The following is a 15,217-nucleotide window of genomic DNA, read 5'->3' as shown; positions in this document are numbered from 1 at the left end:
TTCAAGAAGCTCTTCGCCTGGGGCGGCGCGGTCGCGGGGTTCCTCGCGGTGATGGCCGTGCTCCATCTGACGGAAAAGCCCCCCCGACGCGTCGTCAACCGGAACGGCGACACACAGTACTTCCTCTCGTCGGCCGAGACGTTCGACCAGGGCCTCCTCGACCCGGTCAAGCTCTCCGCGAACTCCTACTGTCAGGAATGTCACCCGGGGAGCTACGCGCGCTGGGCGATGTCCGCGCACCACTTCAGCTCCTTCAACAACCCGTTCTACCGGCGCTCCGTCGAGCTGATGGCCGACACGGTCGGCCGCGAGAAGACGAAATGGTGCGCCGGCTGCCACGACCCGGTCGTGCTCTTCTCGGGGAAGATGGGAAAGGCGACCCTCCACAAATTCACGTACGACGACTTCGAGGCGCAGCAGGGGCTCACCTGCATGTCGTGCCACTCGATCGCGCAGGTCAAGGACATCAGCGGCAACGGTTCCTACGTGATCGAGGAATCCAAACAGTATCCGTTCGCGTTCGCGAAGAACCCCTGGCTCCACCAGGTCAACAAGCTCCTCATCCGGATGGAGCCCTCCCTCCACCGGCAGACGTTCATGAAGCCCTTCATGCGCCAGCCCGAGTTCTGCTCGACCTGCCACAAGGTCGCGCTCCTGCCGCCGATGAACGGCTACAGATGGTTGCGCGGCCAGGACCATTACGACTCGTGGCAGGACTCGGGCGTCTCCGGGTTCGCCGTGCGGTCGTTCTACGATCCGCCCGCACCGAAGGCGTGCCGCGACTGCCACCTACCCCCGTTCCGCGACGACGAGTTCGGGAGCCGGGGCGGCTTCGTGCACGACCACGCGTTTCCCGCCGCGAACACGGCCCTCCCGACGCTCCGGGGCGACCGGGAGATGGAGGATCTGACCGAGAAATTCCTGAAAGGGTCGCTCACGGCGGACATCTTCGCGATCAAGCGCGGGGGCCGGATCTTCCCGATCGGGCCGGAGCTTCCGAGCCTGTCGCCGGGCGAAACCGTGGAGGTCGAGGTCGTCGTGCGCACGCGCAAGCTCGGCCACCAGTACACCAACGGCACGGCGGACTCCAACGAGACGTGGGTGGCGTTCTCCGGCGAGAACGGCGGGAAGAAGCTCGTCGAGAGCGGCACTCTCGGTGCCGACGGTCGACTCGACGCGGCCGCGGACCGGCTCTCGCAGCTCGCGCTCGACCACACCGGGCAGCCGATGGACCGGCGGCAGCCCGCCGACGTCCACACCGGCCTGTACAACAACGCGATCGGCCCGGGCGCCGATCGCCTCGTCCGGTACGCGCTGAAAGTGCCGGCGGACGCGCGCGGGCTCGTGACGGTCTCGGCCGCGGTCGACTACCGGAAGTTCTCGCGCGACTACTCGATCTTCGTGGGCGGCCCGGACGCGCCGAAGCTCCCCGTCGTCGAAATCTCCCGCGACACCGTTTCTCTCCCGGTCGCAAGCGCACCGGCGCCGGCACCCGGCGAACGGGCCAACACGGACAAGGCGTGGCTCCGCTGGAACGACTACGGCATCGGGCTCTTCCTCCAGGGGGACTTGAAGGGCGCCGAGGCGGCGTGGCAGAAGACGGCGGAGCTCGCTCCCGACAAGCCGGACGGGCCGCTCAACCGCGCGCGCGCCCTGATCCAGGAAGGGAACCTCGCCGACGCCGAAACCGCGCTGAACGAGGCGGAGCGCCGCCGCCCCGGCTGGGCGAAGACCGCGTTCTTCCGGGCCACGCTCGAAAAGGAGCAGGGGCAGCTCGACGAGGCCCTCGCCGACATGGCGCGGGTGACGGACCGGTTCCCGAAGGATCGCGTCTGCTGGAACCAGACGGCGCGGATACTCTTCCTCCAGGGAAAGTACCGGGAAGCGCTCGACGCCATCGCGAAGGTCTACGCGATCGACCCTGAGGACCTGTCGGCGCACTACAACGCGATGCTCTGCTTCAAGGCGCTCGGCAGGCGGAAGGAAGGCGAAATCGAGGAGCGCTGGTACGCGTACCACAAGGACGACGAGACGGCGGCGGCGTTGATGGCGACATTCCGCCGCGACCATCCCTTCGCCAACCGGGAGTCGCTTCCCATCCACGTGCACGACGAGGCTGCGCCCGTTGCCGCGCACCCGGCCCCGTGGATCGCCGGGATCGGGCCGAAGGGCTATGTGTACCAGGGGCGCGCGCCCGAGGGCGAGCAGGTGCTGCACGACGACCGGCCCCCGGCCGTCCCCCTCCCGCTCGAACGGGACCGGGCGGTGCGGCAGGCCTCGAACGCCGGCGGCTCCCGGTCCGGATCCGCGAACTGATTCGATCGAGCGCGCGTTCGGCGCGCGAGGCTTAGCGCGGCTCTCGCCGCTCGACGTAGTCTCGCGCCCGATCGCGGAAGGCGGTGCTCTTCAACCCGACTTGCTCCGCCTCGCGGATCGCGTCGTCGAGCGGCAGGTGGTCGTCGAGGGCCCGGTGTGCGAGCCAGATCGCTCCCACGCGGTTGGCCGAGCTGCAGTGCAGCAGGATCGGCTTCTTCCCCGGGTCGTTCAGGAGTTTCCGGGTCGCGTCGAAGATCGCGTCGGTCAACTGCTCCGGCTCCTTGAAGCCGAAGTTGTCGTATTCCATTCCGAGCCTCTCGACTTCCGCGCGCTCGTTCCAGTCGAGCTCGCCGGGCTTGCGGAGGTCGATCACGGTCCTGATACCCGCATCCTTGGCGAGCGCAAAGTCTTCCTTCCCCGGCTGGCTCGCGAGGTAGACGCCGTCGAGGCGGTGCATGCGTTCGACCGTCCCCCAGGACAGCGCCTCGAGCCTCGGCGCCTTCGCGGGGGCGGCGGAGGAAGGAGCGGCCTGAGGATCGCGCGCCGCTCGCGCGGGCGCGCCGGCGGCGAGCAACGCCGCGGCGACCGCCAGGAGCAGGAGGCGCTTTCGCGTCGGCGGCGTTCTTTGCTTTCCGCCGCGCGTCACGCGAGCGTCTTCGAACCGGCGTCCGCGGCCGGCCGACCGCCCGCGTCGGCGCGCCGCGCCGCGACCGGCTCACGGCCGAGCCTCCTCAGGCGCGCGAAGATCGCGCCGCGGGTCCGCGCGTGGCTCGCGGAAAGCCCGGGAAGATCCGTGTTGCCCGAATCGAACTCCTGAAGGAGCCGGGAATCCTCCTCCTCGGTCCACGGAAGACCCGCGGCATCCGGAAGGACGCGGTGCGACCCGTGCGAATCCGGAGCTTCCTCGAGCGCCCGGGCTCCGGCAAGGAGCGCGCGGATGACCTCCGGATCGGAAAACGGCCCCCCTCCCGGCAGCTCGTCGCCGGACCGGGGGTCGAAGCCCTCCGCGAGCGTGCGGAGAATCGATACGGTCAGCTTCGTCGTCATGAGGCCATGATACCGCCGTGCGGCGTCCGGACCGGCCGCGTCAGTCGGCGGCGTCCGCGGCCCGCCACGTCACCCCGTGAACGGCGACGTCCCGGGACTCGCCGGGCAGGCGGAGCGTTCTCTCGAACGGGAGCCCGATTTTCTCGAGGAGACTCCTCGAGCGCGCGTTGTCGACCGAGGCGATCGCAATCAGGCGCGGAAGCTTCAGCACGTCCCGCGCCCACGGGAGGACCGCCGACGCCGCCTCGAGCGCATATCCCGCGCCGCGGAAGTCGGGCAGGAACGCGAAGCCGATGTCGACGTCGGGAAGCGTCTCCCGCCGGATCAGGCCGCAGATCCCGATCGGGCCGGGCTCGTGCTTCCGCTCGACGGCGAGCAGGCTGAAGCCGTGCCGCTCGTGCATCGCGGCGGGCCCCGAAGCGATGTAGCGCTTCGCGTCCTCGATCGTCCGTACTCCGCGGTCGCCGATGTAGCGCAGCCAGTCCGGATCATTGACGAGTCGGAGGATGAATCCGGCATCGTTCTCGTCGAGTCGGCGGAGTCGCAGGCGTTCGGTTTCGAGGACCGGCTCGGAAACGGCCGCCAGGGAAGCCGTCATGCGCCGACCATACGACGACGGGCCCGGGGGCGCAAACGCGGGAGATCCCGTTCGGGGGGCGCGGACGGAAGCGGTCAGCGTCGACGCGTGACCGTCGCCGTGATGTCGTCGGCCGGCGGAACGTCCCCGACGAATTCGCGCACCCGGCGAAACACGCGGTTCAAGAGCTCGGCCGGCGGGCACCCGCGATTCTCGGCGAACGAGGCGAGAAGCCGCACCTCGCCGAATTCCTCGTCGTCGCCGTTGCGCGCCTCCGTCACGCCGTCGGAAAACATCAGCAGATCGTCGCCCGGGCGCAGCCGCACCACCTCCTCGTCGTAGGCCGCGTGCGCGAAGGCGCCCAGGACCGGCCCCCCCGCGGTCAGCCGCGCGATCCCGGAGCTGGTGAAGACAGCCGGGGGATGGTGCCCCGCGTTCGAATACACGAACCTTCCGTCGGGCGCGAGCACTCCGTACACGAGCGTCGCGAACCGGGAGCCGCTGCCGCGAGTGACGAGCTCCTCGCTCCCCTCGTAACGCGAGGCCAGCTGCCGGCTCATCCCGCGCAGCGTCGCCGACGGGCTCAGCCCCGACTGCGCGTCCGCGACGAACATCCCGTGCAGCATCGCTCCGACGAGGGCTGCCGGAACGCCTTTTCCCTCGACGTCGCCCAGCGCGATCGCCAGCCCGCCCGAAGCGAGCTCGAGGATCTCGAAGAAATCTCCGCCGATCTCGCGGCAGGCGATCGAATCGCCCGCCGCCTGCCAGTGCGTTCCCTCGCTCGCCGCCCGCGAGAGAAGCGCGGTCTGGACGTCGGCCGCGAGATCCAACTCCCGGTCGAGCCGCGCCTTCTCGAGCCTTTCGACGACCGAGGCCGTCTCGTAGACCCGGTCTTCGCGCGCGATCCTGCCGCCGCGCATCGCGCAGAGCATCGTCTCCCGGTAGCGGATCCGCGCGCCGGTCGCCGGCAGGCCGAACCATCCGCTCGAATCGGTCGCGGTAACCGTCCCGAGGAACGCGATCCGGTCGCCGTCGGTGAAGATGTCCGAGATTTCGATCGCGCAGTCCGGGAACTTCGTGAAGAGGGCCTCCCAGCTCCCGACGATGGCGCTCCGGCCCTTGAGCTCGCCGAGAACGGGGCTCATCGCGACGGCGTCGTCGACGTAGAACTCCGCGAGCCGCACGAAATCGCGCGCGTTGGCCGCGCCCGCCATCGCGTGAACGAACGCGACCGCGTCTTCCCGCGAGATTCCGTCCGTCATTCCGTCACCGGGAGGGCGTTCGCTCCGTTGCCGGTTTGCCGCCGCTTCGGCGGAGATCTCCCGCGAACCCGCCCCTTCTTCCTCCGCCATGATAGCGCGGCGTTCGACGCCCGCGCCCCTGCGGAGCCTCCTGCGATAAGCTCCCCCGGTCGTGCCCCGGTCCATCCGTTTCACCGGTGTCTGCCTCGGGAGCTCCCTGCGCCGCCCCGCGTGTTTCGCCGCCGTTCTCCTTCTCGTCGCGATCGCGGCGATGCGGCCCGCCGCGGCGGCCGGTCTCGTTCTTTCGTCGTCCTTCGCCGGCGCCGTCGACGGCGGCGGCGGCGTGCCGCCGGACCTCCAGGGGGCCGCAGGACCCGACCATCTCATCGTCATGCTCAACACCACGTTCGTCGCGCAGCGCAAGAGCGACGGCGCCGTGCTCCGAAGCTGGACGCCGGCGGCGTTCTGGGCGCCCGTCTCGGGAGGCGATCTCCTTTTCGACCCGCGCGTCGCCTACGACGCGCTCTCGGCCCGCTGGATCGCCGTGATCGCGACCGAGGGAATCGCCGGCGCGCCCGCCGTGCTGCTCGCGGTTTCGGACGGGACCGACCCGACGCGCGGATGGACTTTTCGGACGCTTCCCGTCGGCGGCGGGAACTACGCCGAATTTCCGCTCCTCGGATACAACGCCCGCTGGATCGTCGTCACGTCGAATCTCGTCTCGGCAAGCGGCTATCTCTCGGGGAGCGCGATCTGGGCAATCGACAAGGCCGCGCTCCTCGCCGGAAGCCCGGCCGCGACGCGCCTCACGCTGAATTCGCCCGGCTCACCGATCGCTCCCGCCGTCACGCTCGATCCGGACGAAGCCGACGAGCTCCTCGTGCAGGAGGTGAGCGGAAACGATCTCGGCCGCGGGCGGATCCGCCTCCTGCGCCTCTCCGACGGCGGGGGGACCGCGAGCCTCGCGCCGTCGAAGATCGTGACGGCGCCCGCGACATGGAGCGACGCTCCTTCGCCCCTCGAGTCCCTTCCGCAGGCGGGCTCGACGCGAAAGATCGTCTCCGACCAGGACGAGATCGCGAGCGCGTGCGTCCGCAACGGTCGTCTCTGGGCCGTCCAGACCGTCACCATCCCCGCGACCGCCTCCGCTCCCCTCCATACCGAGATCCAGTGGTGGCGCATCGGCTCCGACGGCGCCCTCGGCGCCTTCGGGCGGATCGGCGACGCGGCCGGAGCGGCGTGGCTCGGTTTCCCGTCGATCGCGGTGAACGCGGACGACGAGGCCCTGATCGGGTACTCGCTCTTCTCCGGCGATGCCTTTGCTTCGGCCGGATATTCGGTCCGCGCCGGGTGCGGCGGCGACGCCGCGCTTTCGGAGATCCGCGTCCTCAAGAATGGCGAAGCGCCGTACGAGAGGCTCGACGGCGGAGGCCGCAATCGCTGGGGCGACCTCTCCCAGACCGTCGTCGATCCCGACGGCGTCCGGCTCTGGACGCTCCAGGAATACGCGGCGGCGGCCGACGGAGGCGAGAGCCGCTGGGGAACGTGGTGGGGAGGGTTCGATCCGGCAGGCGGGCGCGCGGGCGCGTGCGTCGCGCCGGACGCCGCGCCCACTCCAGGGAGTATCGCGATCGGCGGCCGTCGGGGACCCGAGTAGGGAGTTTCGGCCGCGGCGGCGCGCGACTGCGGTGCCGCTGCCGGAATCCGGCGCGAAGGGCGAGGGTCCCCGCCTCTCCTCAGTTCCAGTGCTTCGAGTTCCACCAGACCTTCCGCACGTCGAACGTCGCGCCGCGGCAGAGATAGATCGGGACGTTTTCTTCCGCCATGCCGAGCGGATGGAAATGGGGGAATGCCTGCCACGACGCGCAGTTGTCCTCGACGTCCTGCCGATCCCACTGCAGGACGATGAAGTTCTCGTACGTGCGGTCCGGCGGCCAGTACCAGTAGTTCTGATGGCGCGAGAGCGCGCGCGGGAGGCCGTATTTCGGACCGAAGAGATCGACGGCGCCGGCCTCGCCGTAGTTGCCGGTCCAGATCCCCGTCTGCTCCCGTTCCGCCGGGGGGAGAGCGTCGTAGATCTTCGCCACCTGCTCGACGAGCTCGGGCCAGCCGAACTGGTCCCCCATCGGCTGGGGGAGCGGCCCTTCGTGGTGGACCTCGGCCTTGCTCGGCGTGAATCCGATGGCCCGGGTGTAAGCGAGATAACGCTCCGGCGACAGCAGCCACGTCGCCAGCGGGATCAGCGGCAGGCTCGCGAGAACGACGACCGCGACGGCGACGGCCCTCGACCACCTCGCGCGGTTTGCCGTCCACCGTTCGAAGGCGGCCGCGCCGCCGGCGAAGAGCATCGGATAGATCGGGAAGAGGTAGTAGCTCTTCGCGTGGGCGAGCTCCATCGTGACGAAGAACACGAGGGACGTCAGCCCGAGCGCTCGCCAGCGCCGGTCCCGCAGGAACCAGACGAGCCCGCCCAGCCACAGCGGGAACAGGATCGGGTTCATGTCGAGGATCTGTTCCTTCGTGAAGGCGAGCGGGCCGAGCACGACGTTCTTTCCGGACCGGCGCACGTTCTCCAGGTCCTCGAGCGTCGGGAAATGATGCCGGATCTGCCAGACGACGTTGGGCAGGAACAGGGCGACGGCGACGGCGCCCGCGATCCAGATCCACCGCTTGCCGAATTCCCGGCGATGGCGCGTCAGGAGGAGCGCCAAGACGACCGAGAACCCGAAGAAGAGCGTCGAGTGCTTGTTCTCGAGACCGAGGCCGGCGAGGACGCCGAACCCGATCCAGAGGCGCGAATTCCCCGTACGGAGAATGCGCGCGACGACGAGAATCGCTCCCATCCAGAAGAGCGGCTCGAAGGCGTTCATCGTCAGGAGGCTGCTCGTCAGGAGGATTCCGGTCGAAAGGAGCGCGGCGAGGCCGGCGAGCCATTGCGCGAAGCGCCCGCCGCCCAGCTCGCGGGCGATCAGGATCGTGATCGCGACGACGCCCGCGCCGGCGAGCGCCGGCAGGATTCGCAGCGCGGCGAGCGAGCCGCCGAGCATCAGCGCGACTTTCGCGTAGATCGCGATGAGAGGCGCGCAATCGACGTAGCCCCAATCGAGGTGGCGGGCCATGTCGAGGTAGTACAGCTCGTCTCGGAAATATCCGTAACGCTGGACGCTCGTGAAGAGGTGCAGGAGGAGCTTCGCTCCGCAGAGTACGGCGACGGCGTCCGCGGCGACGCGCGGAAAGGCCCGGCGTGGCATGGCCTCCGACCCAACGGAATCCGGATTCATGCGCGGATGATATGGCCCGGACCGATTCTCCGGCCGCGGAATCCTGACCCCGACGGCGCAGCCGGGCGCTGACTTCGCATCGCGGGCGTACACTTCTTTCCCGGAGGGAAAGGGCCATGGCGATTGCGAAAGGATCTCTCGCGGCATTCGTGTGTCTGCTGTCTTCGGCGGCGTTCGCCGGTTTCGCCTCGACGGAGGCATACCTGCCTTCGGTCGGTCGCGTTCCCGGCAAGAACGGCGCCCAGTTCTACACGACCGTCTGGGCGACGAACCTGACGACGGCGCCGCAGACCTTCACGTTCCGGTTCCTGAAGGCGGGCCAGAGCAACCCTTCCCCGCCATCCTTCGACGACACGCTCGCGCCGGGAGAGACTCGCGTCTACGAGAACGTCGTCGAGACGAAGCTCGGGCTGACGAACGCGCTCGGCGCAGCCCGCATCACCTCTTCGGGCGAGATCTTCGTCTCCGAGCGGATCTACAACCAGGCGCCGGGCGACGATCTGGGCAACACGGAAGGGCTCTTCTTCGCCGGCGTGCCGAAGAGCTTCTCGATCTCGGCCGGACAGTCGGCCTCGATCCAGGGGGTCGATCAGGGCAGTTCGGAGAACTTCCGCTACAACTTCGCCCTGATCGAGACGGGCGGCGGATCGGCCGACGTCAACGTCCAGGTCTTCGACGGGAGCGGGACACTGCTGGGCCAGAGGTCGTTCCCGCTCTCTCCCTACGAACAGATCCAGCCGTCGGTCGCCGACGTGGTGCCGTCGATTGCGACGACGAACGCCCGTGTCACCGCGACGGTGATCGACGGGGACGGCTCGGTGCTCCTCGCGGGAGCCCAGGTCGCCAACGAGAGCGAGGACTCGACCGGATTCGAGATGACCTTCCGCGACGACCTGCTCGGCGGATCGTCGGGAAGCGGAGGGCTGACGGCGGTCGCACACGATTCGACGCTCATCGGGAACGGGACGAGCACATCGCCGCTCGGCGTCAATCCAGAGGGAGTCGTGAAGTCCGTCAACGGCCTGCACAGTGCGCTGACCCTCGCCGCGGGATCCAACATCACGATCACGCCGTCCGGGAACACGCTGACGGTCGCGAGCTCCGGAGGCGGCGGGGGCGGCCTGACGCTGCCGTTCTCGGGATCGACGAGCGGATCGGGTACGGCATTCGCGATCTCGAATACCGGAACGGGCGACGGCATTCACGGCTCGAGCGCGTCGACCGGCGGAAGCGGAACCGGGGTCTACGGCACGACGCACGGAATCAGCGGCGAGACGGGATGGGCCGGCGTGTGGGGAGACTCGCACGACGGCACGGCCGTCGAGGGCACGAGCTTCAACGACCACGGCGTGCTGGGAATCACGTCGGGGGGATCGGCCGCAGTGGAGGGGCTGAACCGGGACACCAACGGCATCGGCGTGCTCGGGAGGCTCGGCGATGGCTCAGGGTCACTCGATCGGGCGGGCGTCGGCGTGTGGGGTGACTCGGCGCAGATTGGGGTCGCCGGTTCAGGGGGATACAAAGGAGTCGCGGGATATTCGACCGCCGCCGGAGGAATTGGGGTCTTTGGAGAGTCTTCGAGCACCAGCGGTGTGAATTTCGGTGTGGTGGGCAGCGCAGGGAGTATTCCCGTGGAACCGGGCTCCACGGCGGGGGTAGTCGCAACGAGCAACGGAGGTTTCGGCCTCTGGGCTTATAGCCAGGCCGACGATGCGATCTACTGCGACGGAAGCGGCGAATATACCGGGTCGTGGTCGAAAGCATCGGACATTCGATTCAAGAAGAACGTCGCCCCACTCGAGAGCGCCCTCGCGCGCACGCTCCAGCTCCGCGGCGTCAGTTTCGACTGGCGCCGTGAGGAGTTCCCGGATCGTAATTTCCCGGCTTCGCAGAGCATCGGCTTCATCGCCCAGGAGGTCGAGGCCGTATATCCGCAACTCGTCTCGATCGACCGCGACGGGTACGAAAGCGTCGACTACGCCGGCCTGACCCCGATCCTCGTCGAGGCGATCAAGGAGCAGCAGCAGCAACTCGATTCGCAGACGCGCCGGATCGAGTCGCAGGAGCGCGCGCTGCAGGAGTTGACCCGGCGGGTCGAGCGCCTCGAGAAGAGCGCTCGATAGGAGTCGCGGAGTCCTTCATCGAACAATCGCGCGGCGGCGTCCTGCGGCGGCCACGCGCCTCGCGCACCGGAAGGGGTGGCCGCCTGGATGACCCCGAGGGCCGCCCTTCGAACTCCCCCGGAAGAGCAGTCCGCTGCCGCAGGGCCTTCATACCCTCTCCACTTGGAGAGGGTGGCGCGAAGCGCCGGGTGAGGTTGAAAAGGAGAAGGGCCCAGACGACGTCTGGGCCCTTCGAGTTTTAATTCCCCGGCGGCGTCCTACTCTCCCACACAGTTTCCCGTGCAGTACCATCGGGGCTGAAGGGCTTAACTGCCGTGTTCGGAATGGGAACGGGTGGGTCCCCTTCGCTAAAGCCACCGAGAAAACCTGTTACCAGGTTCTCAAAAGAATCGGGCGCACGCAGCCTCCCTCCCATCGAGGGACGCGCGAGCAAAATCAAGATTTCAGACCAACGCGGCTTAAGAATTTTATGGTCAAGCCGCACGACCGATTAGTACGGGTCAGCTTCACACCTTACAGTGCTTCCACATCCCGCCTATCAACGTGGTCATCTCCCACGGGTCTTCAGGGGGTTGCCCCCGGGATAACTCATCTTGTGGAAGGCTTCCCGCTTATATGCTTTCAGCGGTTATCCTTTTGAACATCGCTACCCGGCCGTGCCGCTGGCGCGACAACCGGTGCACAAGAGGTTCATTCGTCCCGGTCCTCTCGTACTAAGGACGAATCCACTCAATTATCCTGCGCCCACACGAGATAGGGACCGAACTGTCTCACGACGTTCTAAACCCAGCTCACGTACCGCTTTAACCGGCGAACAGCCGGACCCTTGGGACCTGCTTCAGCCCCAGGATGCGATGAGCCGACATCGAGGTGCCAAACCTTGCCGTCGATGTGAACTCTTGGGCAAGATCAGCCTGTTATCCCCGGCGTACCTTTTATCCGTTGAGCGATGGCCCTTCCATACAGAACCACCGGATCACTAAGCCCTACTTTCGTACCTGCTCGACTTGTCGGTCTCGCAGTCAAGCTCTCTTCTGCCTTTACACTCTACGGCTGGTTTCCAATCAGCCTGAGAGAACCTTTGGGCGCCTCCGTTACAATTTAGGAGGCGACCGCCCCAGTCAAACTACCCGCCTGGCAGGGTCCCCGACCCCGATTAGGGGTCTGGGTTAGAATTCCAACGCTATCAGGGTGGTATCTCACCGTTGCCTCCCCCGAGGCCAAAACCCCAGGTTCATAGGCTCCCACCTATCCTGCGCAGACAACGCCGAAATTCAGTGCCAGGGTATAGTAAAGGTGCACAGGGTCTTTCCGTCTACGTGCGGGTAACCGGCATCTTCACCGGTACTACAGATTCGCCGAGCGCGTTGTCGAGACAGTGCCCAAATCGTTACGCCATTCGTGCAGGTCGGAACTTACCCGACAAGGAATTTCGCTACCTTAGGACCGTTATAGTTACGGCCGCCGTTTACTGGGGCTTCGGTTCGTAGCTTCGCCTTGCGGCTGACCACTCTCCTTAACCTTCCAGCACCGGGCAGGCGTCAGACCCTATACGTCGTTTTCGACTTTGCAGAGTCCTGTGTTTTTATTAAACAGTCGCTTGGGCCGTTTTACTGCGACCCCACGAGGCCTCGGGGGCGAACCCCTCAACCCTGTGAGGCACACCTTCTTCCGAAGTTACGGTGTTAATTTGCCGAGTTCCTTGACAACGCTTCACTCGAGCGCCTTAGGATTTTCTCCTCATCTACCTGTGTCGGTTTGCGGTACGGTCGCCCAAGAGTCTCCTTAGAGGTTTTTCTCGGCAGCGTGGCATCGACGACTTTGTGACCTTGCGGTCTCGCACTCGCTTCTCGGTGTTAGTGAAGAAACGGATTTGCCTGTCTCTTCCACCTACGAGCTTGGCCCGGGATGTCCAACACCCGGTACGTCTAGCCTCCTGCGTCCCCCCTTCGTGATAACGACTCTTCGGCGGTTCAGGAATTTTGACCTGATGTCCATCGGCTACGCCTTTCGGCCTGGCCTTAGGGACCGACTAACCCTGAGCGGATTGACCTTGCTCAGGAATCCTTAGATTTACGGCGAGCAGAGTTCTCATCTGCTTTTTCGCTACTTGTGCCGGCAGGGTCTCTTCCAATCCGTCCACCAGTCCTCGCGGTCTGACTTCAACCAGATTGGAATGCTCTCCTACCACGCGGAAAGATCCGAAGATCTCTCCGCATCCGCTGCTTCGGTACGTGGCTTGAGCCCCGTTGAATTGTAGGCACGGAGCCGCTTGACCAGTGAGCTATTACGCTTTCTTTAAAGGATGGCTGCTTCTAAGCCAACCTCCTGGCTGTCAGGGCGTCTCCACATCCTTTTCCACTTAGCCACGATTGAGGGACCTTAGCAGGCGGTCTGGGTTCTTTCCCTTTCGACAATGAAGCTTATCCCCCACTGTCTGACTCCCGCGCAGTGCTCAACGGCATTCAGAGTTTGGTTGGATTCGGTAACCGGGAAAGGCCCCTAGTCCATCCAGCGCTTTACCACCGTTGACATTCACGCAAGGCTAGCCCTAAAGCTATTTCGGAGAGAACGAGCTATAACGGAATTTGATTAGCCTTTCACCCCTACCCTCAGTTCATCCGAGTTGTTTTCAACCAACACCGGTTCGGACCTCCACCTGGTGTTACCCAGGCTTCATCCTGACCAAGGGTAGATCATCCCGCTTCGCGTGTAATCCCAGCGACTGGGACGCCCTATTAAGACTCGCTTTCGCTACGGCTCTGCACGTTGCTTCGCCTTGCCGCTGAAATTAACTAGCCGGCTCATTATGCAAAAGGCACGCGGTCCCACCGGGTTGCCCCATGGTGGTTCCACTGCTTGTAGATGGACGGGTTCAGGTACTATTTCACTCCCCTCACGGGGGTTCTTTTCACCTTTCCCTCACGGTACTGGTTCACTATCGGTCGCACAGGAGTATTTAGCCTTGGGTGATGGTCCACCCGGATTCCCACAGGGTTTCTCGTGCCCCGTGGTACTCGGGAACGGAACGGGAAGAGACCGAACTTTTCGCCTACGGGGCTGTCACCCTGTTTCGCGGCACTTTCCAGAGCCTTCGGCTAAGTTGGTCTTTGGTAACTTCCTGGCTTACGCCGTATTCCGCCCCACAACCCCCCGAGAACTTGCGCCCTCGAGGTTTGGGCTGTTCCGCTTTCGCTCGCCGCTACTGACGGAATCGCAATTGCTTTCTCTTCCTCCGGGTACTGAGATGGTTCACTTCCCCGGGTTAGCTTCTCATCGCCTATGAATTCAGCGAAGGATCTTCCGGTATGACCCGGAAGGGGTTGCCCCATTCGGAAATCCCGGGATCAAAGCCTGTTTGCGGCTCCCCCGGGCTTATCGCAGCTTGCCACGTCCTTCATCGCCTCTGTGCGCCAAGGCATCCACCGTCCACCCTTAGTAGCTTGACCATAAAATACCTAAGACGCGTTGTCTGTATCTTGATTTACCCGATTCTTTTGTCAAAGACCGTGATCTCGTCGGATCAATTATGAATTTTGGAGCGCGCTCGCGTGAGCGAGCTCCAAAATTCATGGGTGGTGGAGCCGATCGGGTTCGAACCGACGACCTACGGCTTGCAAAGCCGCCGCTCTCCCAACTGAGCTACGGCCCCGTGACGGCCATGAGGCTGCCCGCGCCCGCCTTCGCGCAAGGCGCTCCGGCGGTGGCATCGCGCCATAGCTCGCTTTCGGCGAGCGACGGCGGATGGTGGGCCTGGGTAGATTCGAACTACCGACCTCACGCTTATCAGGCGTGCGCTCTAACCAACTGAGCTACAGGCCCAGAAAAGCGCGAGACGATCGACTTCCATCTGAAAAGATCCGGTTCGCCTTCGGGCGGGACCGATTCCCTGGAAACTGAATCGAGGAGGCCGACGATCGACCTTAGGTGTCGAGACCGCGACAGAGACTCTCGAGAGAGCTCCGTGCGACTCATTCCCTTAGAAAGGAGGTGATCCAGCCGCAGGTTCTCCTACAGCTACCTTGTTACGACTTCACCCCAATCACCGACCATACCATGGGCAGCTGCCTCCCTTGCGGGTTGGCACACCGACTTCCGGTACAGCCGACTTTCGTGATGTGACGGGCGGTGTGTACAAGGCCCGGGAACGTATTCACCCCGGCGTGCTGATCCGGGATTACTAGCGATTCCAGCTTCATGCAGTCGAGTTGCAGACTGCAATCCGTACTTAGGATGGTTTTTTGGGATTAGCTCTGCCTCGCGGCTTTGCAACCCTTTGTACCGCCCATTGTAGCACGTGTGTAGCCCTGGACATAAAGGCCATGCGGACTTGACGTCATCCCCACCTTCCTCCCCGATTTCCGGGGCAGTCTCCTTAGAGTGCCCGACTTGACTCGCTGGCAACTAGGGATAGGGGTTGCGCTCGTTGCGGGACTTAACCCAACATCTCACGACACGAGCTGACGACAGCCATGCAGCACCTCTATGGCGGCTCCCGAAGGAGAGACTCTGTTTCTAGAGCTGTCCACCACAGTTCAAGCCCAGGTAAGGTTCTGCGCGTTGCATCGAATTAAACCACATGCTCCACCGCTTGTGCGGGCCCCCGTCAATTCCTTTGAGTTTCAGCCTTGC

8 protein-coding genes, 2 tRNA genes and 3 rRNA genes are annotated in these 15,217 nt (G+C 65.3%); 3 read left to right on the top strand and 10 right to left on the bottom strand.

All coding sequences use genetic code 11. From position 1 onward, the window contains the following. On the top strand, nt 1-2,316 hold a 2,316-nt coding region (locus VKH46_15565), incomplete at its 5' end, for a tetratricopeptide repeat protein (GenBank protein ID HKB72259.1). A gap of 31 nt (nt 2,317-2,347) precedes the next feature. Here the strand turns inward: VKH46_15565 and VKH46_15560 are convergent. The 4 genes from VKH46_15560 to VKH46_15545 all read right to left on the bottom strand — a co-directional run bounded on the left by VKH46_15560 (nt 2,348) and on the right by VKH46_15545 (nt 5,202). Continuing rightward, nucleotides 2,348-2,962, bottom strand: coding sequence for a protein tyrosine phosphatase family protein (locus VKH46_15560; GenBank protein HKB72258.1), 615 nt, complete (start codon nt 2,960-2,962; stop codon nt 2,348-2,350). Then, nucleotides 2,959-3,363, bottom strand: a complete 405-nt coding sequence (locus tag VKH46_15555) for a hypothetical protein (protein HKB72257.1) — start codon at nt 3,361-3,363, stop codon at nt 2,959-2,961. Before VKH46_15555 ends, VKH46_15560 begins: the two co-directional genes overlap by 4 nt. A gap of 40 nt (nt 3,364-3,403) precedes the next feature. Continuing rightward, nucleotides 3,404-3,961, bottom strand: coding sequence for a GNAT family N-acetyltransferase (locus VKH46_15550; GenBank protein HKB72256.1), 558 nt, complete (start codon nt 3,959-3,961; stop codon nt 3,404-3,406). 74 nt (nt 3,962-4,035) lie between these two features. After that, nucleotides 4,036-5,202 carry a SpoIIE family protein phosphatase gene (locus tag VKH46_15545; protein ID HKB72255.1) on the bottom strand — a complete coding sequence of 389 codons (1,167 nt, stop codon included), beginning with the start codon at nt 5,200-5,202 and terminating at the stop codon, nt 4,036-4,038. Between the two features lie 151 nt (nt 5,203-5,353). On the opposite strand from VKH46_15545, the gene VKH46_15540 reads away from it, so the two are divergent. Next, nucleotides 5,354-6,838, top strand: a complete 1,485-nt coding sequence (locus VKH46_15540; protein HKB72254.1) for a hypothetical protein — start codon at nt 5,354-5,356, stop codon at nt 6,836-6,838. 79 nt (nt 6,839-6,917) lie between these two features. Here VKH46_15540 and VKH46_15535 read toward each other — a convergent pair whose 3' ends face one another. After that, nucleotides 6,918-8,432: a glycosyltransferase family 39 protein gene (locus tag VKH46_15535; protein ID HKB72253.1), complete on the bottom strand. Its 1,515-nt coding sequence runs from the start codon at nt 8,430-8,432 to the stop codon at nt 6,918-6,920. 146 nt (nt 8,433-8,578) lie between these two features. Between VKH46_15535 and VKH46_15530 the strand changes: the two genes are divergently transcribed. Continuing rightward, nucleotides 8,579-10,585, top strand: a complete 2,007-nt coding sequence (locus tag VKH46_15530; GenBank protein HKB72252.1) for a tail fiber domain-containing protein — start codon at nt 8,579-8,581, stop codon at nt 10,583-10,585. A gap of 244 nt (nt 10,586-10,829) precedes the next feature. On the opposite strand, the gene rrf is transcribed toward VKH46_15530, so the two are convergent. From rrf to VKH46_15505, 5 genes are all read right to left on the bottom strand, one after another. Further along, nucleotides 10,830-10,946: ribosomal RNA gene (gene rrf / locus VKH46_15525) — 5S ribosomal RNA — on the bottom strand. 108 nt (nt 10,947-11,054) lie between these two features. Then, nucleotides 11,055-14,034: ribosomal RNA gene (locus VKH46_15520) — 23S ribosomal RNA — on the bottom strand. Between the two features lie 127 nt (nt 14,035-14,161). Next, nucleotides 14,162-14,237, bottom strand: a tRNA-Ala gene (locus VKH46_15515). A 93-nt stretch (nt 14,238-14,330) separates the two neighbouring features. Beyond that, nucleotides 14,331-14,407: transfer RNA gene (locus VKH46_15510), tRNA-Ile, on the bottom strand. A gap of 161 nt (nt 14,408-14,568) precedes the next feature. Next, nucleotides 14,569-15,217: ribosomal RNA gene (locus VKH46_15505) — 16S ribosomal RNA — on the bottom strand; the annotation flags it as partial.

The organism is Thermoanaerobaculia bacterium (assembly GCA_035260525.1).
In the GTDB taxonomy this organism is placed as follows: Bacteria; Acidobacteriota; Thermoanaerobaculia; order UBA5066; family DATFVB01; genus DATFVB01.
This window is presented reverse-complemented; position numbering and strand designations above follow the sequence as displayed.